The organism is Citrobacter sp. EC_71 (assembly GCF_019584005.1).
Classification (GTDB): domain Bacteria; phylum Pseudomonadota; class Gammaproteobacteria; order Enterobacterales; family Enterobacteriaceae; genus Citrobacter; species Citrobacter werkmanii.
Map to the genome: position 1 here is coordinate 264,426 of NZ_VDAY01000002.1, position 22,391 is coordinate 286,816.

Below are 22,391 nucleotides of genomic sequence, written 5' to 3' on the forward strand. Positions count from 1 at the left end.
ACAATGAGGTTGCCATGAGCTTTTCAGTAGATGTGCTGGCGGGTATCGCCATTGAATTACAAAGCGGTATCGGACATCAGGACCGTTTTCAGCGCCTGATCACGACCTTACGCCAGGTGCTGGAGTGCGACGCATCGGCACTGCTGCGCTACGAGTCACGACAGTTTATCCCGCTGGCTATCGATGGCCTGGCGCAGGATGTTCTGGGCCGCCGCTTCACGCTGGAGGGACATCCGCGGCTGGAGGCGATTGCCCGCGCCGGGGACGTGGTACGTTTTCCTGCCGACAGCGATCTGCCCGATCCTTATGACGGGTTAATCCCGGGTCAGGAGAGCCTGAAGGTCCATGCCTGCATTGGGTTGCCGTTGTTTGCCGGACAAAATCTGATTGGTGCGTTAACGCTGGATGGCATGGAGCCCGATCAGTTCGATGTCTTCAGCGATGAAGAGCTGAGGCTGATTGCCGCCCTGGCGGCGGGGGCGCTGAGTAATGCGTTGCTGATTGAACAACTGGAAAGCCAGAATATGCTGCCGGGTTCGTCGACGGCTTTCGAGCAGGTGACGGAAACCCAGATGATTGGCCTGTCGCCCAATATGATGCAGTTGAAAAAAGAGATTGAGATTGTTGCAGGGTCCGATCTCAACGTATTGATCAGCGGCGAAACCGGGACCGGGAAGGAGCTGGTAGCCAAAGCTATCCATGAAGGTTCGCCGCGTGCGGTGAATCCGCTGGTGTATCTCAACTGCGCGGCGTTGCCCGAAAGCGTGGCGGAAAGTGAACTTTTTGGTCACGTAAAAGGGGCTTTTACCGGGGCTATCAGTAATCGTAGCGGTAAGTTTGAAATGGCGGATAACGGCACGCTGTTTCTCGACGAAATTGGCGAACTCTCGCTGGCGTTGCAGGCCAAGCTGCTGCGCGTATTACAGTATGGCGATATTCAGCGTGTGGGGGACGATCGCAGCCTGCGCGTTGACGTGCGCGTACTGGCGGCGACCAATCGTGATTTACGCGAAGAGGTGCTGGCGGGGAATTTTCGCGCAGATCTGTTTCATCGCCTGAGCGTTTTTCCCCTTTCCGTGCCGCCACTGCGTGAGCGCGGCGAAGATGTAGTGCTGCTGGCGGGCTATTTTTGCGAGCAATGTCGGCTGCGGCTGGGACTTTCCCGCGTGGTGTTAAGCCCCGGCGCGCGTAATCATCTGCTGAGTTACGGCTGGCCCGGAAACGTGCGCGAGCTGGAACATGCCATTCATCGGGCGGTTGTGCTGGCAAGGGCTACCCGGGCAGGGGATGAGGTGGTGCTGGAGGCACAGCATTTTGCCTTGCAGGATGAAAGCCCTGTACCGCAGCCGGACGTCGTGGCAGAGATCCCGCAGCATCACAATTTGCGTGAGGCAACGGAGTCATTTCAGCGCGAGATGATCCGCCGGGCCTTGGCGCAAAATAATCACAATTGGGCGGCAAGCGCGCGGGCGCTGGAAACAGACGTCGCCAACCTGCACCGGCTGGCGAAACGCCTGGGGCTGAAGGATTAGATAATACCGGCCTGATAGAAATCCTGCAGGTTGATAGCACCGGTGAGTTTCCCGTTTTCATCTATCACCGGTGCGGCAGTGATTTTGCGTTTCATCAGGATCTCTTTGGCGTCAATCGCGCGGCTCTGCGCCTGCAGCGTAATGCCATTATGGGTCATTGCTTCGCTAACCTGCGTGGTGAGCGCGCCGCCGCCAACCAGCCAGCGGCGCAGGTCGCCGTCGGTAAAGACGCCTTTCACCAGCGACGCATCGTCACAAACAGCCACCAGACCAAGGCCCGTGCGGCTCAGCTCCAGCATCGCGTCCATGACGCTGGTGGTCAGAGTCACCTGCGGAATGGCATCGTCACGGCGCATCAGATGATGCACTTTATTTAACAGACGAGCGCCCAGCGCGCCAGCCGGATGCGAGCGGGCAAAATCTTCTTCGTTAAAGCCGCGCGCCTGCATCACGGCGATTGCGAGCGCGTCGCCCATCATCAGCGTGTTCACGGTGCTGGAGGTCGGCGCCAGGCGCATCGGGCAGGCTTCACGTTCAACAGAAATATCCAGCACGGCTTTGGCCGCCAGGCCCAGCGGCGAAGTCGGTTTTCCGGTCATTGCCAGCAGGGCGACGGATTTGTCTTCCAGGCGCGGGATGATGAGATCCAGCTCTTTCGCACCGCCGGAGTAGGAGATAAACAGCATGACATCACGGCTTTCGATCATCCCTAAGTCGCCGTGCAGGGCTTCAGCGGGATGCACAAAAAAGGCTGGGGTGCCGGTACTGGCGAGGGTCGCAGCAATTTTTTTGCCAATATGGCCTGATTTGCCAATCCCGGAGACAATGACTTTGCCTTCACAGTGGATGATCGTATTGGCGGCGCGGACAAAATCATCGCCCAGCCGCTCTGGCAGTCGGCTGGCTTCCTGTAGTTCCAGCATTAACGTCTGACGGCCCGCGTTCAGTAGTGCATCACTCATTGGTTTCTCCGGTTATGATTACTTCAATCCCTTTTGCTTCCAGCGCCTGACGAAATGCAGGGTCGATACCCGCATCGGTAATCAGCTTGTCGACGCTTTCCAGACTGCACACAACATTAGGGCTTTTACGCCCAAATTTTGAGGAGTCGGCCATCAGAATCACTTCGCGAGCGGCATTGCACATCGCTTTACTGACGCTAAACACCTCATTAAAGGTGGTCACGCCGGCATTGAGATCAATGCCGTCGGTACCCATGAAGAGTTTATCAAAGCTGAATTGCTCAAAGGCGTTTTCTGCCAGCTGACCGTGAAATGACGCAGATTTTTTGCGAAAGGTCCCGCCGGGCATCAGGATGGTTTGCTCGTTGTCCAACTCCGAAAGGGCGTTAACAATGTGCAGACTGTTGGTCATGACGGTGATGTTGCTAAAGCGGGTAAGCATCGGCACCATCTGCAATACGGTGCTGCCCGCATCCAGAATGATGGAATCGCCATCATGGATATAATGGACGGCAGCTTCGGCAATCTGCTCTTTTTTGTGCGTGTTGATTAGCGTTTTGTGATCGATAGGCGGATCGGATTCGTCTTTATTTAACACCACGCCGCCATAGGTACGAATGACGGTTCCGGCATTTTCCAGAATGACCAGGTCTTTGCGAATGGTTGTGCCGGTCGTGTCAAAGTAGTGGGCCAGTTCTTCAACCGAGCATTTTCCCTGCTTTTGCAGGTGCTCCAGTATGGCAGCCTGACGCTGACGAGGTTTCATAGGCGTGATTACCCTGACTTAATAAGTTGCAAAATGATAATTTCGCAAGCTATTAGCATTCACAACGAAATTACCCATGTTTCAGTTTAAGCGCCAATGATAGTGCATTCTGTGATAACGGATCATGGGGAAAGATCACATCAGGCTGTAAATCATCAAGATGTTTGCCCATTATCGTGGCAATTTTTCCGGGTCTGGCGAATACCGTCAGACCTTTCATAAATAACGTATCGGTAACCCGCTGCTGCTCATCAAGCGCAATGGCGACGACCACGCGCGGTTTAAACCGTCCGCCGGAACGACCTACACCAACCCGGCCCTGCTGGCAGAGTTTGTCAAACGCCTGGTTAAAGCGGGATATTTGCCAGCCGCCGAGCGCCAGTTGCAGGCACCAGGCGATAGCGGCGACGGTAATCAGTGCGGAAACCATTATGTACTCCTTTGATTTTGCCGGATAAGCGCAGCAGCCATCCGGCAATTCAACATTAAAACATCACCTGACCGCCGGTCACGTTGATGGACTGCCCGGTGCAGTAAGAGGCTTTTGGACTGGCGTAAAACAGCAGCATGTTCAGTACGTCCTGATAATCGCAGCCGCGTTTAAGCGGAACCTTATCAATGTAGTACTGCTCCACCTCATCTGGCTTAAGGCCCAGCTTGGTCGCATATTGCGGTAATAACGACTGAAACATTGGTGATTTCAACAGGTTGCCGAGCATCAGCGAATGGACGGTAATACCGTATTCCGCCAGATCCAGCGCCAGCGATTGGGTTAAACCCACGCCGCCGAATTTTGCCGCGCTGTAGCCCGAATTGTGTTTACTGCCTACTTTCCCTGATTTGGAGTTGATCTGGATAATGCGTCCCTGAACGCCATCGCGGATCATCAGGCGTGAGAATTCACGGGCGCAGAGGAAGTAACCGACCAAATTCACCTGCAGCGAGCGGTCGAAATCCCCAAGCTGAAAATCGCTGATAAACGCGGCTTTAGCGATACCCGCGCTGTAAACCAGCAGGTCGACGCGACCGAATATTTCATCCACTCCGCGTGACAGTGCCAGCACGCTCTGTTCGCTGGTGGCATCAGCGCCAAAACCGTACGCTGTGCCTTCGCCAAACTCGGCGTTAATCTCCTGCGCGACGTTGGCGGCTTTATCACTTTGAATATCCACCACCGCGACGCGGTATCCTTCTGTCGCAAGCCCACGGCAAAGGAATGCCCCCAGGGTCTGGCCTCCACCAATGACAACGGCAACCTGATTCATCTTTTTCTCCTTCAATCTTAAGCAACAAACTTCAAAATACAGCCCGGCGCGATATCGTCCGGTACAGGGCCCGCCACATGTACGGTGCCTGGGAATTCCGCTTCACTGAGCCCGTCAAAACGTAGGGTGATATGCCCCAGTTCACGTAAGTTCTGTTCCGCCACGCTGCCAACGGCGGTGACCGGGTAGTGATGCTGGCCTAGCTCAAACTGGAGCCCAGCTCGCAAAGCGCCATTCAGCTCTCCGTGGCAATGGATGAAGCAAAACTCTTCGATATCCGCTGGCGCACCTTCACGAAAGGTGATCAACATCTGGTCGCAAAGTGCGTCCGGGGCGCTCTGTCCGATACGGGTGATGGTGGTTTGATAAATCACGGTCATTTTTGAGTGCCTCTTATTGGTAAATAAAGCCGGATACAAACCAGGCGATGAGAACGGTAGGCGCGCCGGTCAGGAAGCGGCTTACCAGGACGGATGGCACACCGACGCGGACCGTGTCCTGACGCGCTTCGGCCAGCGATAATCCCACCGGAATAAAATCGCATGCCGCTTGCGCATTAATGGCAAACAGGGCCGGTAGCGCCAGATGGGGAGGGATGTTCCCCAGGCCAATCTGTACGCCGATCAGCACCCCGATAACCTGGGCGATGACCGCACCAGGGCCGAGGAAAGGCGACAACAGCGGGAAAGAGCAAATCAGCGCCAGCGTCACCAGTCCCAGCGGGTGGCTGGCGAGCGGTGCGAGACCGTGGGCTATCCAGTCTCCCAGACCAGAAGCCATGATGATGCCGATCAGCGCCGAGACGAACGCCATAAACGGTAGAATGGTTTTCAGAACGGTATCAATAGTGTCGCGACCGGCCTGGAACAGGACAGCAACGGCTGACCCCATGCCCATACCGACTTTTGCCAACAGACCATCGCTTTGTTCAGTAATCTTTTTACTGGTGTCGTAATCGCGACCGATAGTGCTGCTTGCAGGCTGTGGCGCAGCGGATGCTTCCCCGACAACCGTGATGTTTTCTTCTTTCACGCCAGAGACATAGATATCTTCAACAATGTACTGGGCCAGCGGACCGGATTTCCCCGTGGCGTGAATATTTATCGTGGGTATGCGACGTTTGGGATAGATCCCACAGCGTAGCGTGCCGCCGCAATCGATGATCGCCACAGCAATTTCATTCTCCGGCGGTTCGCCCTCTTTGAAACCATCAACGGCCTGCCAACCGGTCAGGTTCGCCAGTTTGTCGACAATCGCAGGGCGAGTCCCGGCAGTGATATAGACAATTTTCTTGCCCGGCACAGCATCCAGTTCAAGTGGGCCGCCCCAGCCGCCGGTGCCTTTTTCAATACGAATACGCGTCATGATGTTGCTCCCGCCAGATGAACTTTCTGCTCAAGTTGAATGCCCATTTTTTTCTCGAAAATGGCGGTGGTGAAATCGGTCACCCAGCCGCGGAAGAAGTTGGTCACCAGGCCGACCAGCAAATAGCTCACCGCCAGCGGGCCAAGAGGAAGCCCCAGCGTCGTCAGGCCGCTGGCGATACCCAGATAGACAAACAGCTCGCCGGGGTTGATGTGCGGGAATAAGCCGTTCATGGAATGGCAGCTATAAGAGGCCGCAGCGTAGTAGCTGGGTTTGTACTTTTCTGGCATAAAACGGCCCAGGCTCAACGTCATCGGATTACAAAACACAAATGTGCCGATGCACGGCAGTAGCAGATAGCGGGATAGTGGGTTTCCGGCGCAGCGCTGGGCAAAACGTTCAATACGCTGCTGGCCGATAAAGTTAATCAGCGCATTCATGATGACCAGCAGGCTAATCAGCAGGGGAAGGATACCGGTCACCATGCCGGTAAACACCTCTCCGCCTTTCTGGAACAGCCCGATAAACCACTCAGCACCGAGTGTGATGGTGTCGATCATTATTCTCTCCTGTAGGGTATTTTAGTTATCTTGCCAAACGGAAACTAATTTTAATCAGATCGAAAGATTTAAAAGTGTTATTTTGATCTCAAAATGAAAGATAAATATTTTAATGTGAAAGTTATTGTGTAAGCGCTCGCAAATATGACGGTCGGAAGTGTAAGAGGGGGAAAATTCTGTGAAGCAGAGCGACTACTGCTTCCTTGTATGGCGGAGGATGCTTTACCATACTTCTCCCAGGCTGAATTTGTTTAATGGATGTCTCATGTTCAAGCGTCGTTATGTAGCGTTACTTCCCCTTTTCGTATTGCTTGCTGCCTGTAGCAGCAAACCTAAACCTTCAGAGACTCAAACGACTACGGGTACGCCATCCGGCGGTTTCCTGCTTGAGCCACAGCATAATGTCATGCTAACGGGCGGCGATTTTGCCAATAACCCGAACGCGCAACAGTTCATCGAGAAAATGGTGAACAAGCACGGCTTTGACCGTCAGCAGTTGCAGGAGATCCTGTCGCAGGCCAAGCGCCTGGATTCGGTATTACGTTTAATGGACCGTCAGGCGCCGACGACGCAACCGCCAGCCGGACCTAACGGCGCATGGCTGCGTTATCGCAAACAATTCATCACCCCGGACAACGTACAAAACGGCGTAGCCTTCTGGAATCAATATGAAGATGCCCTGAACCGCGCGTGGCAGGTCTACGGCGTTCCTCCGGAAATTATCGTCGGTATTATTGGCGTGGAGACGCGCTGGGGCCGCGTGATGGGCAAAACGCGAATTCTCGATGCGCTGGCGACGCTGTCCTTTAACTATCCTCGTCGTGCGGAGTACTTCTCCGGCGAACTGGAAACTTTCCTGTTGATGGCGCGGGATGAAAGCGACGATCCGCTCGATTTGAAAGGTTCCTTCGCCGGTGCGATGGGCTACGGCCAGTTTATGCCGTCTTCCTATAAACAATATGCCGTTGATTTCAATGGCGATGGACACATTAACCTGTGGGATCCGGTAGATGCCATCGGTAGCGTGGCGAACTATTTTAAAGGCCATGGCTGGGTGAAAGGCGATATGGTCGCGGTGCCGGCGAATGGCCAGGCCCCCGGGCTGGCGAACGGTTTTAAAACTCAGTACAGCATTTCACAGCTTGCCGCCGCGGGACTGACGCCGCAGCAGTCGTTGGGGAATCATCAGCAGGCCAGCCTGCTGCGCCTGGACATTGGCACCGGTTATCAGTACTGGTACGGACTGCCGAACTTCTACACGATCACCCGCTACAACCACAGTACGCACTACGCGATGGCCGTGTGGCAATTGGGTCAGGCGGTAGCGCTGGCGCGCGTACAGTAATCGCGTCAACCGGCCTACCGGAAGATATCGCTGGTAGGCCGGATAAGATGCTCTGACATCGCCATCCGGCAGGTCTTATTTATGCAACGGATCAATTTTTGGAATCCCCCTCGTAAAACGTTCTCCCCATCCCCACATTGGTTGTGAAAGTGCTATCTTGTCCGGCATATTTTTTTAACTCACAGAGGCTGAAATGACCGACAGTGAACTGATGCAGTTAAGCGAGCAGGTTGGCCTGGCGCTGCAAGCGCGCGGGGCGACCGTTACGACGGCAGAATCCTGCACCGGCGGCTGGGTGGCCAAAGCCATTACGGATATTGCTGGCAGCTCCGCCTGGTTTGAACGCGGGTTTGTGACCTACAGCAACGAAGCCAAAGCGCAGATGATCGGCGTGCGCGAAGAGACGCTGGCCCAGCATGGCGCGGTGAGTGAGCCTGTTGTCGTGGAAATGGCGATTGGCGCGCTAAAAGCGGCCCGCGCGCATTTCGCGGTCTCGATCAGCGGCATTGCGGGGCCGGATGGCGGCAGTGAGGAAAAGCCTGTAGGTACGGTGTGGTTTGCCTTTGCCAGCGCAAGCGGCGAGGGCGTGACGCGCAGGGAATGCTTCAGCGGCGATCGCGATGCGGTACGTCGGCAGGCGACTGCCTATGCGTTACAAACCCTGTGGCAACAATTTCTACAAAATACTTGATACTGTATGAGCATACAGTATAATTGCCTCAACAGAACATTATCTTTCACGTTTCGCGGTTTACCCCGAAAGCGGCATGACAGGAGTAATTAATGGCTATCGACGAAAACAAACAGAAAGCGTTGGCGGCAGCGCTGGGTCAGATCGAAAAGCAATTCGGTAAAGGCTCCATCATGCGCCTGGGTGAAGACCGTTCCATGGATGTGGAAACTATCTCCACCGGTTCGCTTTCTCTGGATATCGCATTGGGCGCGGGCGGTTTGCCAATGGGCCGTATCGTCGAAATCTACGGGCCTGAATCCTCCGGTAAAACGACGCTGACTCTGCAGGTTATCGCCGCCGCACAGCGCGAAGGTAAAACCTGTGCGTTCATCGATGCGGAACACGCGTTGGATCCCGTCTATGCCCGTAAGCTTGGCGTTGATATCGACAACCTGCTGTGTTCCCAGCCGGATACCGGTGAACAAGCGCTGGAAATCTGTGATGCGCTGGCGCGTTCCGGCGCGGTTGACGTTATCGTTGTCGACTCCGTGGCGGCGCTGACGCCGAAAGCGGAAATCGAAGGCGAGATTGGCGACTCTCACATGGGCCTTGCGGCGCGTATGATGAGCCAGGCGATGCGTAAGCTGGCCGGTAACCTGAAGCAGTCCAACACGTTGCTGATTTTCATCAACCAGATCCGTATGAAAATTGGCGTGATGTTCGGTAACCCGGAAACCACTACCGGTGGTAACGCGCTGAAATTCTACGCCTCCGTTCGCCTGGACATTCGTCGTATCGGCGCAGTGAAAGAGGGCGACAACGTGGTCGGTAGCGAAACCCGCGTTAAGGTCGTGAAGAATAAAATTGCCGCGCCGTTTAAACAGGCTGAATTCCAGATTCTGTACGGTGAAGGTATCAACTTCTATGGCGAACTGGTTGACCTGGGCGTGAAAGAGAAGCTGATTGAAAAAGCCGGTGCATGGTACAGCTATAACGGTGAGAAAATCGGTCAGGGTAAAGCGAATGCGACCAACTGGCTGAAAGAAAACCCGGCAACCGCAAAAGAGATTGAGAAGAAATTGCGCGAGTTACTGCTCAATAACCAGGATTCAACGCCAGATTTCTCCGTTGATGACGGTGGTGCAGACGTAGCAGAAACGAACGAAGATTTCTGATAATCTGTTTTACATCGCATAATAGTAAAGGGCTGCATATCATGCAGCCCTTTTGCATTTCTGAAGGTTCACTATGACAGATGCAACTTCCCGCCGATCCGCTTATTCCCGACTGCTCGACCGCGCCGTGCGTATTCTGGCAATGCGCGATCACAGCGAGCAGGAACTACGGCGTAAACTGGCCGCGCCGGTGATGGGTAAACATGGACCGGAAGACATTGATGCTTCTGCGGAAGATTACGACAAGGTCATTGCCTGGTGCATTGAAAGTCGTTATCTGGATGATGACCGCTTCGTTCAGCAGTTTATCGCCAGCCGTAGCCGTAAAGGCTATGGGCCTGCGCGAGTGCGGCAGGAACTCAGCCAGAAAGGGATCTCGCGTGAGGCTATCGAGCGCGCCATGCGCGAGTGTGAAATTGACTGGGCAGTACTTGCGCGCGAGCAGGCAATCCGGAAATACGGTGAACCTTTACCAGTGGATTTTTCAGATAAGGTAAAGGTCCAGCGTTTTTTGCTCTATCGCGGCTATCTGATGGAAGATATTCAGGCAATATGGCGAAATTTTGACGATTGAGCGCATACGGGATTTTACTTCCCAGTAAAGAAAACTTATCTTATTCCCACTTTTCGATTGCCAGAGGCGCAGTTTACGTGTCGATGCTGGTAATGACATTTCGTTAGCTTGATTTCTTCAGGATAATTATGAGCAAGAGCACCGCTGAGATCCGTCAGGCGTTTCTCGATTTTTTCCATAGTAAAGGACATCAGGTAGTTGCCAGCAGCTCCCTGGTACCGAACAATGACCCTACTTTGTTGTTTACCAACGCCGGGATGAACCAGTTCAAGGATGTTTTCCTTGGCCTCGACAAGCGTAATTATTCCCGCGCAACTACCTCGCAGCGTTGCGTACGTGCGGGCGGTAAGCACAACGACCTGGAAAACGTCGGTTACACTGCACGTCACCACACCTTCTTCGAAATGCTGGGCAACTTCAGCTTCGGCGATTATTTCAAACACGACGCCATTCAATTCGCATGGGAACTGCTGACCGGTGAAAACTGGTTTGCCCTGCCAAAAGAGCGTCTGTGGGTTACCGTCTATGAAACTGACGATGAAGCCTATGAAATCTGGGAAAAAGAAGTCGGTATTCCGCGCGAACGTATCATCCGCATCGGTGATAACAAAGGCGCGGCCTATGCATCCGATAACTTCTGGCAGATGGGTGATACCGGTCCTTGCGGTCCGTGTACCGAAATTTTCTACGATCACGGCGACCACATTTGGGGCGGCCCTCCGGGAAGCGCAGAAGAAGATGGCGATCGCTACATTGAGATCTGGAACATCGTCTTTATGCAGTTCAACCGTCAGGCTGACGGCACCATGGAACCGCTGCCGAAGCCGTCCGTGGATACCGGTATGGGTCTGGAGCGTATTGCGGCCGTGCTACAACACGTTAACTCCAACTATGAAATTGACCTGTTCCGCTCACTGATTGAATCCGTAGCGAAAGTTACCGGTGCGACCGATCTGAGCAATAAATCGCTGCGCGTCATCGCCGACCATATCCGTTCCTGTGCATTCCTGATTGCCGATGGCGTTGTCCCATCGAATGAAAACCGTGGCTATGTGCTGCGCCGTATCATTCGCCGCGCGGTACGTCATGGCAACATGCTGGGCGCGAAGGATACCTTCTTCTACAAGCTGGTTGGTCCGCTGGTGGAAGTCATGGGGTCAGCAGGTGAAGAACTGCAGCGTCAACAGGCTATGGTTGAGCAGGTTCTGAAAACCGAAGAAGAGCAGTTTGCGCGTACGCTGGAGCGTGGTCTGGCGCTGCTGGACGAAGAACTGGCAAAACTGTCTGGCGATACGCTGGATGGTGAAACCGCATTCCGTCTGTATGACACCTACGGTTTCCCGGTTGACCTGACGGCAGACGTTTGCCGCGAGCGTAACATCAAGGTTGACGAAGCGGGCTTTGAAGCTGCAATGGAAGAACAGCGCCGTCGTGCGCGTGAAGCCAGCGGTTTTGGCGCAGACTACAATGCAATGATTCGCGTTGATGGTGCCTCAGAATTTAAAGGCTACGAGCACCTGGAACTGAACGGCAAAGTGACTGCGCTGTTTGTTGATGGTAAAGCGGTAGACGCAATAAATGCGGGTCAGGATGCCGTTGTCGTACTGGATCAGACTCCGTTCTATGCGGAATCTGGTGGTCAGGTTGGCGACAAGGGCGAACTGAAAGGTGCGGGCTTTGCGTTTGCCGTGAGCGACACGCAAAAATATGGCCAGGCGATTGGTCATATCGGCAAACTGTCTGCGGGTTCTCTGAAAATTGGCGATGCAGTGCAGGCTGATGTGGATGAAGCTCGTCGTGCGCGTATCCGTTTGAATCACTCCGCAACGCACCTGATGCACGCGGCGCTGCGCCAGGTATTGGGCACCCATGTGGCACAGAAAGGCTCGCTGGTTAACGATAAAGTGCTGCGTTTCGACTTCTCTCATACCGAAGCCATGAAGCCTGCTGAAATTCGTGCCGTTGAAGATCTGGTGAATGCGCAAATTCGTCGCAACCTGCCGATTGAAACGAACATCATGGATCTGGAAGCGGCGAAAGCCAAAGGCGCAATGGCGCTGTTTGGCGAGAAATATGATGACCACGTGCGCGTTCTGAGTATGGGCGATTTCTCCACCGAACTGTGTGGCGGTACTCACGCCAGCCGTACGGGGGATATCGGTCTGTTCCGCATTGTGTCTGAGTCAGGCACGGCGGCGGGCGTTCGTCGTATCGAAGCCGTAACCGGTGAAGGCGCTATCCAAACCGTGCATGCTGAGAGCGACCGCTTAAGCGATATCGCGCAGCTGCTGAAAGGCGATAGCCAGAATATCGGTGATAAAGTGCGTTCTGTACTGGAACGTACGCGTCAACTCGAAAAAGAATTGCAGCAATTGAAGGAACAGGCTGCGGCGCAGGAGAGTGCAAATCTCTCCAGCAAAGCGGTTGATATCAACGGCGTGAAGCTGCTGGTCAGTGAACTCGCGGACGTTGAGCCGAAAATGTTGCGTACCATGGTTGATGATCTGAAAAATCAACTGGGGTCTACCGTTATCGTTCTGGCAACGGTAGTTGAAGGTAAGGTTTCTCTGATTGCTGGTGTGTCTAAGGATGTGACAGACCGTGTGAAAGCAGGGGAGCTGGTTGGTATGGTCGCTCAGCAGGTAGGCGGTAAGGGTGGCGGTCGTCCGGACATGGCGCAAGCCGGTGGTACGGATGCAGCGGCTCTGCCTGCAGCGTTAGCCAGTGTGAAAGGCTGGGTCAGCGCAAAACTGTAATAACTATAAGCGTAAGTCGACGCTGCGGGCTTCAATCCGCAGCGTTTGCATCAACGCTATCGACAACGATAAAGTCAGGTTGAAGTTGTGTATATCGGCTAAACTTAGGTTTAACAGAATGTGATGCCGTGACTGCTTACACTTAGGTGTTTGTCATCGCTTACTTTTTGGCGTTATATGATGGATAATGCCGGGATACAGAGAGACCCGACTCTTTTAATCTTTCAAGGAGCAAAGAATGCTGATTCTGACTCGTCGAGTTGGTGAGACCCTCATGATAGGCGATGAGGTCACCGTGACAGTTTTAGGGGTGAAGGGCAACCAGGTACGCATTGGCGTAAACGCCCCGAAAGAAGTTTCTGTCCATCGTGAAGAGATCTACCAGCGTATCCAGGCTGAAAAATCCCAGCAGTCCAGTTACTAAGGTTTTCGCGTCTCACCTTTCTGGTGAGGCGCAACCTGATTGAGTTGTCCTCTTTCTTCGCTTTTCTGCTTCATTCCCTCGTTTTCTCGTTTCCCATACGCATATTGTCGTTCCCGGCGAATTTTCTGTTTGTACATTGCCGGCAGGAAACTGCCAATTTATCTGTTGATAAAACACTCTTTTTGCCGTTTTTGCAGACTAATTGCGCGTGAAATGTGCAAACGATAAAAGCTCTGGAAAAATTGTTTGACTTATAAGTCCCAGAAAGTAATATGTGCGCCACGCAGCGACGATGAGCAGAGACAAGTTCTTCGAAGCACTCGCAAGAGGCGTGTTGGTGAGGTGGCCGAGAGGCTGAAGGCGCTCCCCTGCTAAGGGAGTATGCGGTCAAAAGCTGCATCCGGGGTTCGAATCCCCGCCTCACCGCCATTTGCATCCGTAGCTCAGCTGGATAGAGTACTCGGCTACGAACCGAGCGGTCGGAGGTTCGAATCCTCCCGGATGCACCATATTACTTGATAGCGCTTTAGTAGCGGTATCAATGTCGGCAGTAAAGCAAGTTTCACCGATGCATCCGTAGCTCAGCTGGATAGAGTACTCGGCTACGAACCGAGCGGTCGGAGGTTCGAATCCTCCCGGATGCACCATCTCTTGTTTTCTCCAATCTAGTTTCACCGATGCATCCGTAGCTCAGCTGGATAGAGTACTCGGCTACGAACCGAGCGGTCGGAGGTTCGAATCCTCCCGGATGCACCATCTTCTCCTAAATAATAGTGAAACTGTTATTTCACGGTCTGCGAGATAATCGCCAGCACCAGGGAGGATAACGTTGCTTCAGCAACGGCCCGTAGGGCGAACACTAGTGAGTAATCCTCCTGGATGCACCATCTCCCACTTGAATTATTTCCACATACTCTCTGAACATCCCTCAATTCGCTGTCAGCGACAAAATCAATCAATTACGATAAAATAACGTCTGGTCATTCGGCTTGTGAGAAGACGATGTACGAACGTTATGCGGGTTTGATTTTTGATATGGATGGCACCATCCTGGATACCGAACCTACGCACCGTAAGGCGTGGCATGAGGTATTGGGCCATTATGGGCTAAGGTTTGATGAACAAGCCATGGTCGCCCTCAATGGTTCCCCAACGTGGCGTATTGCCCAGTCGGTTATTGAATTGAATCATGCCGATCTTGACCCTCATGTTTTGGCACGAGAAAAAACGGACAAGGTAAAAAGCATGCTGCTGGATAGCGTCCAGCCTTTACCGTTGGTTGAAGTGGTGAAAGACTGGCATGGTCGCCGTCCTATGTCGGTAGGGACGGGGAGTGAAAGCGCAATTGCAGAGGCTCTGCTCGCTCACCTTGGTCTGCGTCGCTATTTTGATGCTGTGGTTGCTGCCGATCACGTACAACGCCATAAGCCTGCTCCTGATACGTTCTTGCTCTGTGCTGAGCGAATGGGGGTTGTTCCGGCGCGCTGCGTCGTGTTTGAAGATGCCGATTTTGGACTGCAGGCGGCGAACGCAGCGGGGATGGACGCCGTGGATGTTCGGTTATTGTGAGTGATGGACTATCGCTCCTGTCACTGTTTGCCAGCAGTTTTCTCAGCGCCACGCTATTACCCGGCAATTCTGAAGTTGTTCTGGTTGCCTTGCTGGTTTCTGGGGCCAGTCATCCCTGGGTCTTAGTCTTAACAGCAACAATGGGTAATAGCCTTGGAGGGTTAACTAACGTTATCCTTGGGCGTTTCTTTCCATTGCGTAAAACATCGCGCTGGCAAGAGAAAGCCACTGGTTGGCTGCGGCGCTATGGCGCTGTCACACTATTATTAAGCTGGATGCCGGTTGTGGGTGATTTACTGTGCCTGTTAGCTGGATGGATGCGCATCTCGTGGGGCCCAGTTCTCTTTTTCTTATGCCTTGGCAAGGCGTTGCGCTATGTTGTTGTCGCAGCGGTTACGACGCAAGGCATTATGTGGTGGCACTAATTGTGTTGTGAGATAGCCTTCAGGGTAACCAATACCATTATGCTAATTAAAACGATTTTGACAGGCGGGAGGTCAATTTGATCCCGAACGTATCACAGGCACTGGCCTGGCTGGAAAACCATCCTCAGGCGTTAAAGGGGATTCAACGTGGGCTGGAGCGTGAAACGCTGCGCGTTAATGCTGATGGGTCATTGGCAACGACAGGCCATCCTGAGGTGTTAGGCTCAGCGCTAACACATAAGTGGATAACCACGGACTTTGCCGAAGCGCTGCTGGAGTTTATTACTCCACCTGGCGACGATATTCATAAAATGCTGACGTTCATGCGCGACCTGCATCGTTATACCGCCAGAAACCTGGGTGACGAGCGTATGTGGCCGTTGAGTATGCCTTGCTATATTGCCGAAGGTCAGGATATTGAGTTGGCTCAGTACGGTACGTCGAATACCGGTCGTTTGAAAACGCTTTATCGTGAAGGCCTCAAAAACCGTTACGGCGCGTTGATGCAGACCATCTCCGGCGTACATTACAACTTCTCGCTGCCGATGGCTTTCTGGCAGGCGAAATGCGGCGTAACGGACGGTGAAGATGCTAAAGAGAAGATCTCTGCGGGTTACTTCCGTCTGATCCGTAACTATTACCGTTTTGGCTGGGTCATCCCGTATCTGTTTGGCGCTTCTCCGGCCATTTGTTCCTCCTTCCTGCAAGGAAAACCGACCACCCTGCCGTTTGAAAAAACCGACTGTGGGATGTATTACCTGCCGTACGCGACGTCGCTACGTTTGAGTGATTTGGGCTATACCAATAAGTCGCAAAGCAATCTCGGAATTACGTTTAACGATTTGCATGAGTATGTGGCAGGATTAAAGCGCGCGATCAAAACCCCTTCCGAGGAGTACGCGGCGATCGGTCTGGAGAAGGACGGTAAGCGTCTGCAAATTAACAGCAACGTTTTGCAGATTGAAAATGAACTGTATGCGCCTATTCGTCCAAAACGCGTTACTCGTCGTGGTGAAACGCCTTCTGACGCCCTTCTGCGTGGCGGTATTGAGTACATCGAAGTACGTTCACTGGATATTAACCCGTTCTCACCAATCGGCGTAGACGAGCAACAGGTGCGCTTCCTCGATCTGTTTATGGTCTGGTGCGCATTGGCCGATGCGCCGGAAATGAGTAGCGATGAGCTGTTATGTACGCGTACTAACTGGAATCGGGTTATTCTGGAAGGGCGTAAGCCTGGCCTGACCTTAGGCATTGGCTGTGAGACAGCGCAGTTCCCACTGCCTAAAGTGGGTAAAGATTTGTTCCGCGACCTGAAACGCGTAGCACAAACGCTGGACAGCATCCACGGGGGAGAGGAGTATCAAAAGGTATGCGACGAGTTGATTGCCTGCTTTGATAATCCTGAACTGACTTTCTCCGCCCGGATCCTACGGTCTATGATTGATGAAGGTATTGGCGGTACGGGGAAAGCGTTGGGTGAAGCTTACCGCAATCTGCTGCGCGAAGAGCCGTTGGAGATATTGCAGGAAGAAGAGTTTATTGCTGAAACCGAAGCTTCAAAGCGTCGTCAGCAGGAGATCGAAGCGGCTGATACCGAGCCGTTTAGCGTGTGGCTGGAAAAGCACGCTTGATACAAAAGAAAAAGGCCACTCGGGAGTGGCCAAAATTTCATCTCTGAAAACAGGGATGATGATAACAAATGCGCGTCTTTCATATACTCAGACTCGCCCCGGAACAAAGAGTTCAGATTATTTTTAAAAAATTTATCGGAGGTGGCTAAATGCCGTTGTTAGATAGTTTTACTGTCGATCACACCCGGATGGAAGCTCCCGCGGTCCGGGTTGCAAAAACGATGAACACCCCGCATGGCGACGCAATCACCGTGTTCGATCTGCGTTTCTGCATTCCGAACAAAGAAGTGATGCCTGAGAAAGGTATCCACACGCTGGAACACCTGTTTGCAGGTTTTATGCGTAACCACCTCAACGGTAACGGCATTGAGATTATTGATATCTCTCCGATGGGATGCCGCACCGGCTTCTACATGAGTCTGATTGGTACCCCGGACGAGCAGCGTGTTGCCGACGCGTGGAAAGCGGCGATGGCGGACGTACTGAAAGTGCAGGATCAAAACCAGATCCCAGAACTGAACATTTACCAGTGCGGCACGTATCAGATGCACTCGCTCAGTGAAGCGCAGGACATTGCCCGTCATATCCTTGAGCACGATGTTCGTGTGAATAGCAATGAAGAGCTGGCGCTACCGAAAGAGAAACTGCAGGAACTGCATATTTAGCAGCGTCACCCGGTATAAAAAAAGCCAGTTCATTTGAACTGGCTTTTTTGATCAATGCGCGCCGCCGCCACCGCCGCCTGCACCAAACGGTGGTTTAGCGAACCAGACAAGACCAAGCAGCACCAGGAAGATCCCCGCCGACATCCAGAAGATTTCGTTGGCGGAAATGATCAGCCCTTGATTGGTTATCTGCTGGGCCAGCCAACCAGAGGCTTGTTCCTTGCTCATCCCCAATCCCTGCAGCTGGTCATACATAGCCTGCGCATTGGGGTTGTAGGGGTTAACGGACTCCGTTAGCTGTGCATGGTGTAGCGACTCACGGTTAGTCCACATTGTCGTGGTAATGGAAGTCCCGATAGAACCTGCCAGCGTTCGCGTAAAGTTAGACAAGCTGGACGCCGCAGCCAGACGTTCAGGCGGTAAACCGGACAGCGTAATGGTTGTCAGCGGCATAAAGAAGCAGGCTACTGCGAAACCCTGAATAAACTGCGGCCAGGCCGATGCGCCAAAGTCCATACCCGGTTCGAACGTCCACGCGCGCCAGTAGAAACAGACGGCGTACATAATAAAACTGAACGTGACCAGCCGACGCATATCCAGCTTATGCGCGAAGCGACCGATTATCGGTGACAGGATCACCGGGATCACCCCAACCGGCGCGGAGGCCAGACCGGCCCAGGTTGCCGTATATCCGTAAACCTCCTGCAATAGCTGCGGCAGCAGGACGATTGCACCGAAGTAGAGCATATAGGCCAGACTGATACACAAACAGCCGATGGTAAAGTTTCGCGACTTAAACAGCGAGAGGTCGACAATCGGATGCTCGTCGGTAAGCTCCCAGACGATCAGGAAGCTGATAGCGACAACGGCAACCACCGTCAGGATGATAATCTCCTGTGAGGCAAACCAGTCCAGCTCTTTGCCGCGGTCGAGCATAATCTGCAAGCTACCGATACCAATGACCAGCAATGCCAGACCAATGGCGTCAATGCGTCGCTGCTCGGTTTTGGTTTCTCGCCCGCGTAGAGTTTGCAGGGTCATCAATACCACCGCCGCGCCGATTGGCACGTTGATGAAGAATATCCAACCCCAGTGATAGTTGTCGCTAATATAGCCCCCAAGAATCGGGCCGCATATTGGGGCGACAATCACCGTCATCGACCATAGCGCGAGGGCGATGGAACGCTTGGCGGGAGGATAATTATTCAGCAACAGGCTTTGCGAAAGCGGAATTAATGGACCGGCGACAATCCCTTGTACCACGCGGAAGAAAATCAGCATGTTCAGGCTGTTGGACATACCGCACGCCCACGACGCAATGGCGAAAGCGATAGTCGACCACATAAATAGCTTCACTTCGCCAACGCGCTTTGCCAGCCAGCCGGTGATCGGAATAGAGATAGCGTTCGCCACCCCAAAAGAGGTGATCACCCAGGTCCCCTGGCTCAGCGAAGAGCCCAGGTTCCCGGCGATAGTGGGGATCGCCACGTTAGCAATGGTGGAGTCCAGCACCTGCATGAATGTCGCCATAGACAGCGCGATCGTCATAATGACGAGCTGCGCGCCTTCCAGCGGTTTTTGCTGTTGCATCACACGCACCTTTGAATTAGCCCGCGTTGGCCCGCACGATCTCTTCGATCATCTTATTGACCGGATCAAGGTTGATTTCACGTGCATTACTTTCTGATACCGGTGTGGTACGGACCTGGCTTGCCAGAATTTGTCCGTCGCGATTTGAGGTATCCACCGTAACCAGCGTGGACAAACCGATCCGCAGAGGATGCTGCGCCAGTTGCTGCGCATCCAGTTCGATACGTACCGGCAGACGCTGGACGACTTTGATCCAGTTACCGGTTGCGTTTTGCGCAGGCAGGAGAGAAAAGGCGCTGCCCGTACCCATATCCAGGCCAACAATTTTACCGGTGTATTTCACGTCATCGCCGTAAATATCACTGATAACTGTCGCAGGCTGGCCGATACGCATGTGCGCAAGCTGCGTTTCTTTAAAGTTGGCATCGACCCACAGGTTGGTGGCCGGAACAACCGCCATCAGCGGCGTGGTTGGGCTGATTTGCGCGCCAGGCTGGACGGAACGACGGGAAACATAGCCGGTCATTGGACTGACGATTCTGGTACGTTCCAGCGCCAGCCAGGCGTTGCGCACTTCGGTGGCGGCCTGTTGCACGGCAGGCTGATCTTCCAGCTTGCTGCCGAGAATCATCGCCTGGTTAGCATTATATTGTTGGATTGCGACATCAAGCTGCGCTTGAGCGCTGGCAACGGCATCACGCGCATGTTGCAGTTCTTCGCGGCCAATCAGGTTCGCATTGCCCAGCGGTACGCGACGATTAAAATCGCTTTGCGCCTGTGCCAGAGCGGTTTTCTGCACTTCAATGCTTGCCTGTAACTGCTTGCTGTTGATCATCAGCTGGTGCGTCTGGCGCACGCTGGAAGCCAATGCCGTTTTGGCTTTTTCAAATGCCTGCTTAGCATCCGTCTGATCGAGGGTAACCAGCACATCGCCTTGTTTAACAAAGTCAGTGTTATCAGCCCAGACTTTCGTCACGCTGCCTGATACCTGCGCCATGATTTGAACCTGGTTCCCTGCCACGTACGCATCGTCCGTCTCTTCGACATGACGCAGTACTAAAAACCAATAAATCCCAATAGCCCCGGCAATGATAATAAAGAGCAAGGTCAGAAGGAGCAGCGCATTTTTACGTTTGCCATTCTTCTTAACCGGTTGCTGCGGGGTTTGAGTCTCCGCATTTGCGCTCATGTTGTTCTCCACGATCTTATTTTTTTCACATCGGCTGAGCCGACCTGTTCATCAGAAAGGCCAGCAGTATGCGTGCTGGCCTGTCGGTTTTCATTTATAAATCTGGATTTCTGAGCGAGTCAGCGCGTTAGCGCAGCGCTTCTAATACCGTGCCATCCTGCTCCATCTGATCAAGACGGGTCAGAAGTTTACGGGTGATTTGCTCAAGCTGATCTTTTTCGGTGGTGCTGAGAGATGACCAGAGTTGATGCAGGCAGTTGTGCTGAGGTGGTAAAACCTCTTGCAAAAAAGCATGGCCTTTTTCGGTCAATTGCAGATGCAGACAGCGGCGATCGTTATCGCTTTCGCGACGTTCAATCCAGCCACGTTTTTCTAACTCATCCGCAATGCGGGTAGCGTTAGTCCGTGACGAGCCAAGCGCGCAACTCAGTTCAGAAGGCTGAATACTGTGGTTTTCCTGAGACTCCAGCGTAATCAACGCCATAAACAATGTCTCGTTAATCCCTTGAGCTTTCAGCATCTTATTGCGATTTTCCAGCAGCTTGCCTTGCATGTGCATGCAAAGACGAGTCAGAAGCACTTCCTGATAAGGGAACTCTTCGTAGCGGCTGGCGCGAAATTTTAGCATTTGTTCAATGGGCGTAAACGAACTATCCATTTGGGTATAACCTCATTAGTTTCAGCCGATATAGTAACGACAGTGACAAATAAAGTAAATGTATTATTTATTTAAAATGATTGTTTTTATCTATAAGCCAACCAGCATTTTCCAGGCTAATCCGTAGCCCAGAGCACTCAGTAAGGTCGGAATGATGATGCTGCGGGTCTTATAGAAGCTTGCGCCCAGTATGACAAACCCCACCAGCGTAGGCACGAACCGGCGAGCATCGTGCATCACTTCTGGCGCGGTAGACACCACCAACAGGGCGCAAATTGATGCAATGCCAATGGTGTCGAGTAATATGCCCGTCGCGCCGCGTCTTGTCGGGCGAACATTCCCCACCCCAAGACGGAGCGGTAAATAGCGAAAGCAGTAATTCACGCAGCCGACCAGCAGGCCGAGCAGTAAAACTTCATAGCTCATCCGGTCCTCCCTGCCAAAATGACTGGAGCAACGCGGTCAGGCATCCGCAGACGATGCCCAAAAGGATGGCGGCAGGGATAGAAAAGAGTATTACCCCGGCCAGCGCGCCAGCCAGTGCGGCAGTCACGCAGAGCGCCTGTTGACGCTGGAAAGAGGCGAGCAGGAAACTCATAAATAGCGCCGGAAGCATGAAGCCCAGTGCCGCTTCAACCGCGGGATAATCTTTGAGTAAACCACTACCGGAAAACGCGCCGACCACCGTGCCGAATACCCAGGAAGCCCAGGAACATAGCGCAATGCCAATCATCCAGTTTTCACTCCAGCGCCGATTATCCCGTACCAGTTTAGCCGTTGCAGCGGCAAAGACTTCATCGGTGAGGCCAAAGGCCCACAGCGCGCTTTTGGGCTTGTTCAGTCGCTGTGTGATACGGCTGCGCAGGGAGGGACCGTATAAAACATGGCGGACATCCATAGCCATAACGGTCAGTGCGGCGACCCACAAAGAACTGCCTGCAGCAAGCATGGTGGTAATGACAAACTGGCTGGCTCCCGCATAGATAATGCAGGAGAAAAAGAGGCTTTCGACCGGCGTAAAGCCAAGGCGAGTAGCATTGAGACCAAATGCAAAAGCGACCGGAATATAGCTGATAACTATCGGTAGACTGTCTTTGCATCCTTCCGTTAACGTCGCCGAACGGGATCCGGACTGGGGTATAGGGCTTTCCATAGGGTTATAGGTTTCATTACCGAAATTAATATAACTTGGTTCAATGAGTTATAACCTTAGCAGACTGATGGGCTCCTTAACACCCTGTGGAGCCCAATCAGCGGTAAACAA

Annotated in this window: 23 protein-coding genes and 4 tRNA genes; 15 read left to right on the forward strand and 12 right to left on the reverse strand. The window is 53.2% G+C overall.

The features are described from left to right. Nucleotides 1-14: 14 nt before the first annotated feature. On the forward strand, nt 15-1,532 hold the full coding sequence (norR, locus tag FHD02_RS03030; RefSeq protein WP_085048872.1) for a nitric oxide reductase transcriptional regulator NorR: 1,518 nt from the start codon (nt 15-17) through the stop codon (nt 1,530-1,532). Here norR and gutQ read toward each other — a convergent pair. The 7 genes from gutQ to srlA form a co-directional block, all read right to left on the reverse strand. Beyond that, nucleotides 1,529-2,494 carry an arabinose-5-phosphate isomerase GutQ gene (gutQ, locus tag FHD02_RS03035; protein WP_137371075.1) on the reverse strand — a complete coding sequence of 322 codons (966 nt, stop codon included), beginning with the start codon at nt 2,492-2,494 and terminating at the stop codon, nt 1,529-1,531. The two genes, norR and gutQ, sit on opposite strands and share 4 nt — an antisense overlap. Then, nucleotides 2,487-3,260 carry a DNA-binding transcriptional repressor gene (locus FHD02_RS03040; RefSeq protein ID WP_137361200.1) on the reverse strand — a complete coding sequence of 258 codons (774 nt, stop codon included), beginning with the start codon at nt 3,258-3,260 and terminating at the stop codon, nt 2,487-2,489. Before FHD02_RS03040 ends, gutQ begins: the two co-directional genes overlap by 8 nt. Before the next feature lie 70 nt (nt 3,261-3,330). Next, entirely contained in the window at nt 3,331-3,690 is a 360-nt protein-coding gene (gutM, locus tag FHD02_RS03045) for a transcriptional regulator GutM (protein ID WP_137361199.1), read from the reverse strand. Nucleotides 3,691-3,745: 55 nt separating this feature from the next. Further along, nucleotides 3,746-4,525 carry a sorbitol-6-phosphate dehydrogenase gene (srlD, locus tag FHD02_RS03050; protein ID WP_003037345.1) on the reverse strand — a complete coding sequence of 260 codons (780 nt, stop codon included), beginning with the start codon at nt 4,523-4,525 and terminating at the stop codon, nt 3,746-3,748. Between the two features lie 17 nt (nt 4,526-4,542). Beyond that, entirely contained in the window at nt 4,543-4,905 is a 363-nt protein-coding gene (gene srlB, locus FHD02_RS03055; protein WP_137361198.1) for a PTS glucitol/sorbitol transporter subunit IIA, read from the reverse strand. A gap of 13 nt (nt 4,906-4,918) precedes the next feature. Further along, the gene (locus tag FHD02_RS03060) at nt 4,919-5,890 is read right to left on the reverse strand and encodes a PTS glucitol/sorbitol transporter subunit IIB (protein ID WP_042310556.1); all 972 of its coding nucleotides are present in this window, start codon (nt 5,888-5,890) and stop codon (nt 4,919-4,921) included. Continuing rightward, nucleotides 5,887-6,450, reverse strand: a complete 564-nt coding sequence (srlA, locus tag FHD02_RS03065; RefSeq protein WP_003825953.1) for a PTS glucitol/sorbitol transporter subunit IIC — start codon at nt 6,448-6,450, stop codon at nt 5,887-5,889. Before srlA ends, FHD02_RS03060 begins: the two co-directional genes overlap by 4 nt. Nucleotides 6,451-6,715: 265 nt before the next feature. On the opposite strand from srlA, the gene mltB reads away from it, so the two are divergent. The 14 genes from mltB (at nt 6,716) to luxS (ending at nt 17,690) form a co-directional block, all read left to right on the forward strand. Next, on the forward strand, nt 6,716-7,795 hold the full coding sequence (gene mltB, locus FHD02_RS03070; RefSeq protein ID WP_220393556.1) for a lytic murein transglycosylase B: 1,080 nt from the start codon (nt 6,716-6,718) through the stop codon (nt 7,793-7,795). Between the two features lie 193 nt (nt 7,796-7,988). Further along, nucleotides 7,989-8,486 (forward strand): nicotinamide-nucleotide amidase, encoded by a 498-nt coding sequence (pncC, locus tag FHD02_RS03075; protein ID WP_137361197.1) that lies wholly within the window; start codon nt 7,989-7,991, stop codon nt 8,484-8,486. Nucleotides 8,487-8,578: 92 nt separating this feature from the next. Next, complete coding sequence (gene recA / locus FHD02_RS03080; RefSeq protein WP_042310549.1) at nt 8,579-9,643, forward strand: recombinase RecA; 1,065 nt, start codon at nt 8,579-8,581, stop codon at nt 9,641-9,643. Nucleotides 9,644-9,716: 73 nt separating this feature from the next. Further along, nucleotides 9,717-10,217, forward strand: a complete 501-nt coding sequence (gene recX, locus FHD02_RS03085) for a recombination regulator RecX (protein WP_061382321.1) — start codon at nt 9,717-9,719, stop codon at nt 10,215-10,217. Nucleotides 10,218-10,345: 128 nt separating this feature from the next. Further along, nucleotides 10,346-12,973 carry an alanine--tRNA ligase gene (gene alaS / locus FHD02_RS03090; RefSeq protein WP_220393557.1) on the forward strand — a complete coding sequence of 876 codons (2,628 nt, stop codon included), beginning with the start codon at nt 10,346-10,348 and terminating at the stop codon, nt 12,971-12,973. A gap of 238 nt (nt 12,974-13,211) precedes the next feature. Next, nucleotides 13,212-13,397: a carbon storage regulator CsrA gene (gene csrA / locus FHD02_RS03095; RefSeq protein ID WP_000906486.1), complete on the forward strand. Its 186-nt coding sequence runs from the start codon at nt 13,212-13,214 to the stop codon at nt 13,395-13,397. 336 nt (nt 13,398-13,733) lie between these two features. Continuing rightward, nucleotides 13,734-13,826 (forward strand) — tRNA-Ser (locus FHD02_RS03100). A 3-nt stretch (nt 13,827-13,829) separates the two neighbouring features. After that, a tRNA-Arg gene (locus FHD02_RS03105) sits at nt 13,830-13,906 on the forward strand. Nucleotides 13,907-13,967: 61 nt separating this feature from the next. Continuing rightward, a tRNA-Arg gene (locus tag FHD02_RS03110) sits at nt 13,968-14,044 on the forward strand. Between the two features lie 32 nt (nt 14,045-14,076). Next, a tRNA-Arg gene (locus FHD02_RS03115) sits at nt 14,077-14,153 on the forward strand. A gap of 246 nt (nt 14,154-14,399) precedes the next feature. Further along, nucleotides 14,400-14,966, forward strand: a complete 567-nt coding sequence (gene yqaB / locus FHD02_RS03120) for a fructose-1-phosphate/6-phosphogluconate phosphatase (protein ID WP_137349501.1) — start codon at nt 14,400-14,402, stop codon at nt 14,964-14,966. Next, nucleotides 14,963-15,391 carry a YqaA family protein gene (locus tag FHD02_RS03125; RefSeq protein WP_042313100.1) on the forward strand — a complete coding sequence of 143 codons (429 nt, stop codon included), beginning with the start codon at nt 14,963-14,965 and terminating at the stop codon, nt 15,389-15,391. Before yqaB ends, FHD02_RS03125 begins: the two co-directional genes overlap by 4 nt. 77 nt (nt 15,392-15,468) lie before the next feature. Then, nucleotides 15,469-17,025, forward strand: a complete 1,557-nt coding sequence (gshA, locus tag FHD02_RS03130) for a glutamate--cysteine ligase (RefSeq protein ID WP_220393558.1) — start codon at nt 15,469-15,471, stop codon at nt 17,023-17,025. Nucleotides 17,026-17,174: 149 nt separating this feature from the next. Further along, nucleotides 17,175-17,690 (forward strand): S-ribosylhomocysteine lyase, encoded by a 516-nt coding sequence (gene luxS / locus FHD02_RS03135; RefSeq protein ID WP_137361194.1) that lies wholly within the window; start codon nt 17,175-17,177, stop codon nt 17,688-17,690. Nucleotides 17,691-17,741: 51 nt separating this feature from the next. Here the strand turns inward: luxS and emrB are convergent, their stop codons facing one another. The 5 genes from emrB to FHD02_RS03160 form a co-directional block, all read right to left on the reverse strand. Then, a complete protein-coding gene (gene emrB / locus FHD02_RS03140; RefSeq protein ID WP_137361193.1) occupies nt 17,742-19,280 on the reverse strand; it encodes a multidrug efflux MFS transporter permease subunit EmrB in 1,539 nt (512 codons plus the stop codon). Nucleotides 19,281-19,296: 16 nt separating this feature from the next. After that, entirely contained in the window at nt 19,297-20,469 is a 1,173-nt protein-coding gene (gene emrA / locus FHD02_RS03145) for a multidrug efflux MFS transporter periplasmic adaptor subunit EmrA (RefSeq protein ID WP_137361192.1), read from the reverse strand. A 127-nt stretch (nt 20,470-20,596) separates the two neighbouring features. Further along, nucleotides 20,597-21,127: a multidrug efflux transporter EmrAB transcriptional repressor EmrR gene (gene emrR, locus FHD02_RS03150; protein WP_042313109.1), complete on the reverse strand. Its 531-nt coding sequence runs from the start codon at nt 21,125-21,127 to the stop codon at nt 20,597-20,599. Nucleotides 21,128-21,217: 90 nt separating this feature from the next. Beyond that, complete coding sequence (gene ygaH / locus FHD02_RS03155; RefSeq protein ID WP_042313111.1) at nt 21,218-21,553, reverse strand: L-valine transporter subunit YgaH; 336 nt, start codon at nt 21,551-21,553, stop codon at nt 21,218-21,220. Continuing rightward, the gene (locus FHD02_RS03160; RefSeq protein WP_079226097.1) at nt 21,543-22,280 is read right to left on the reverse strand and encodes an AzlC family ABC transporter permease; all 738 of its coding nucleotides are present in this window, start codon (nt 22,278-22,280) and stop codon (nt 21,543-21,545) included. The genes ygaH and FHD02_RS03160 overlap by 11 nt, the downstream gene beginning before the upstream one ends. Nucleotides 22,281-22,391: the final 111 nt, after the last annotated feature.

What these genes read in the sequence shown, in the direction of transcription:
- csrA (WP_000906486.1), top strand. Translation starts at nt 13,212, where the DNA reads ATGCTGATTCTGACTCGTCGAGTTGGTGAGACCCTCATGATAGGCGAT.
- FHD02_RS03160 (WP_079226097.1), bottom strand. Translation starts at nt 22,280, where the DNA reads ATGGAAAGCCCTATACCCCAGTCCGGATCCCGTTCGGCGACGTTAACG.
- srlB (WP_137361198.1), bottom strand. Translation starts at nt 4,905, where the DNA reads ATGACCGTGATTTATCAAACCACCATCACCCGTATCGGACAGAGCGCC.
- luxS (WP_137361194.1), top strand. Translation starts at nt 17,175, where the DNA reads ATGCCGTTGTTAGATAGTTTTACTGTCGATCACACCCGGATGGAAGCT.
- gutQ (WP_137371075.1), bottom strand. Translation starts at nt 2,494, where the DNA reads ATGAGTGATGCACTACTGAACGCGGGCCGTCAGACGTTAATGCTGGAA.
- emrA (WP_137361192.1), bottom strand. Translation starts at nt 20,469, where the DNA reads ATGAGCGCAAATGCGGAGACTCAAACCCCGCAGCAACCGGTTAAGAAG.
- ygaH (WP_042313111.1), bottom strand. Translation starts at nt 21,553, where the DNA reads ATGAGCTATGAAGTTTTACTGCTCGGCCTGCTGGTCGGCTGCGTGAAT.
- srlA (WP_003825953.1), bottom strand. Translation starts at nt 6,450, where the DNA reads ATGATCGACACCATCACACTCGGTGCTGAGTGGTTTATCGGGCTGTTC.
- gutM (WP_137361199.1), bottom strand. Translation starts at nt 3,690, where the DNA reads ATGGTTTCCGCACTGATTACCGTCGCCGCTATCGCCTGGTGCCTGCAA.
- emrB (WP_137361193.1), bottom strand. Translation starts at nt 19,280, where the DNA reads ATGCAACAGCAAAAACCGCTGGAAGGCGCGCAGCTCGTCATTATGACG.
- FHD02_RS03060 (WP_042310556.1), bottom strand. Translation starts at nt 5,890, where the DNA reads ATGACGCGTATTCGTATTGAAAAAGGCACCGGCGGCTGGGGCGGCCCA.
- srlD (WP_003037345.1), bottom strand. Translation starts at nt 4,525, where the DNA reads ATGAATCAGGTTGCCGTTGTCATTGGTGGAGGCCAGACCCTGGGGGCA.
- FHD02_RS03040 (WP_137361200.1), bottom strand. Translation starts at nt 3,260, where the DNA reads ATGAAACCTCGTCAGCGTCAGGCTGCCATACTGGAGCACCTGCAAAAG.
- emrR (WP_042313109.1), bottom strand. Translation starts at nt 21,127, where the DNA reads ATGGATAGTTCGTTTACGCCCATTGAACAAATGCTAAAATTTCGCGCC.
- norR (WP_085048872.1), top strand. Translation starts at nt 15, where the DNA reads ATGAGCTTTTCAGTAGATGTGCTGGCGGGTATCGCCATTGAATTACAA.
- alaS (WP_220393557.1), top strand. Translation starts at nt 10,346, where the DNA reads ATGAGCAAGAGCACCGCTGAGATCCGTCAGGCGTTTCTCGATTTTTTC.
- pncC (WP_137361197.1), top strand. Translation starts at nt 7,989, where the DNA reads ATGACCGACAGTGAACTGATGCAGTTAAGCGAGCAGGTTGGCCTGGCG.
- yqaB (WP_137349501.1), top strand. Translation starts at nt 14,400, where the DNA reads ATGTACGAACGTTATGCGGGTTTGATTTTTGATATGGATGGCACCATC.
- mltB (WP_220393556.1), top strand. Translation starts at nt 6,716, where the DNA reads ATGTTCAAGCGTCGTTATGTAGCGTTACTTCCCCTTTTCGTATTGCTT.
- recX (WP_061382321.1), top strand. Translation starts at nt 9,717, where the DNA reads ATGACAGATGCAACTTCCCGCCGATCCGCTTATTCCCGACTGCTCGAC.
- recA (WP_042310549.1), top strand. Translation starts at nt 8,579, where the DNA reads ATGGCTATCGACGAAAACAAACAGAAAGCGTTGGCGGCAGCGCTGGGT.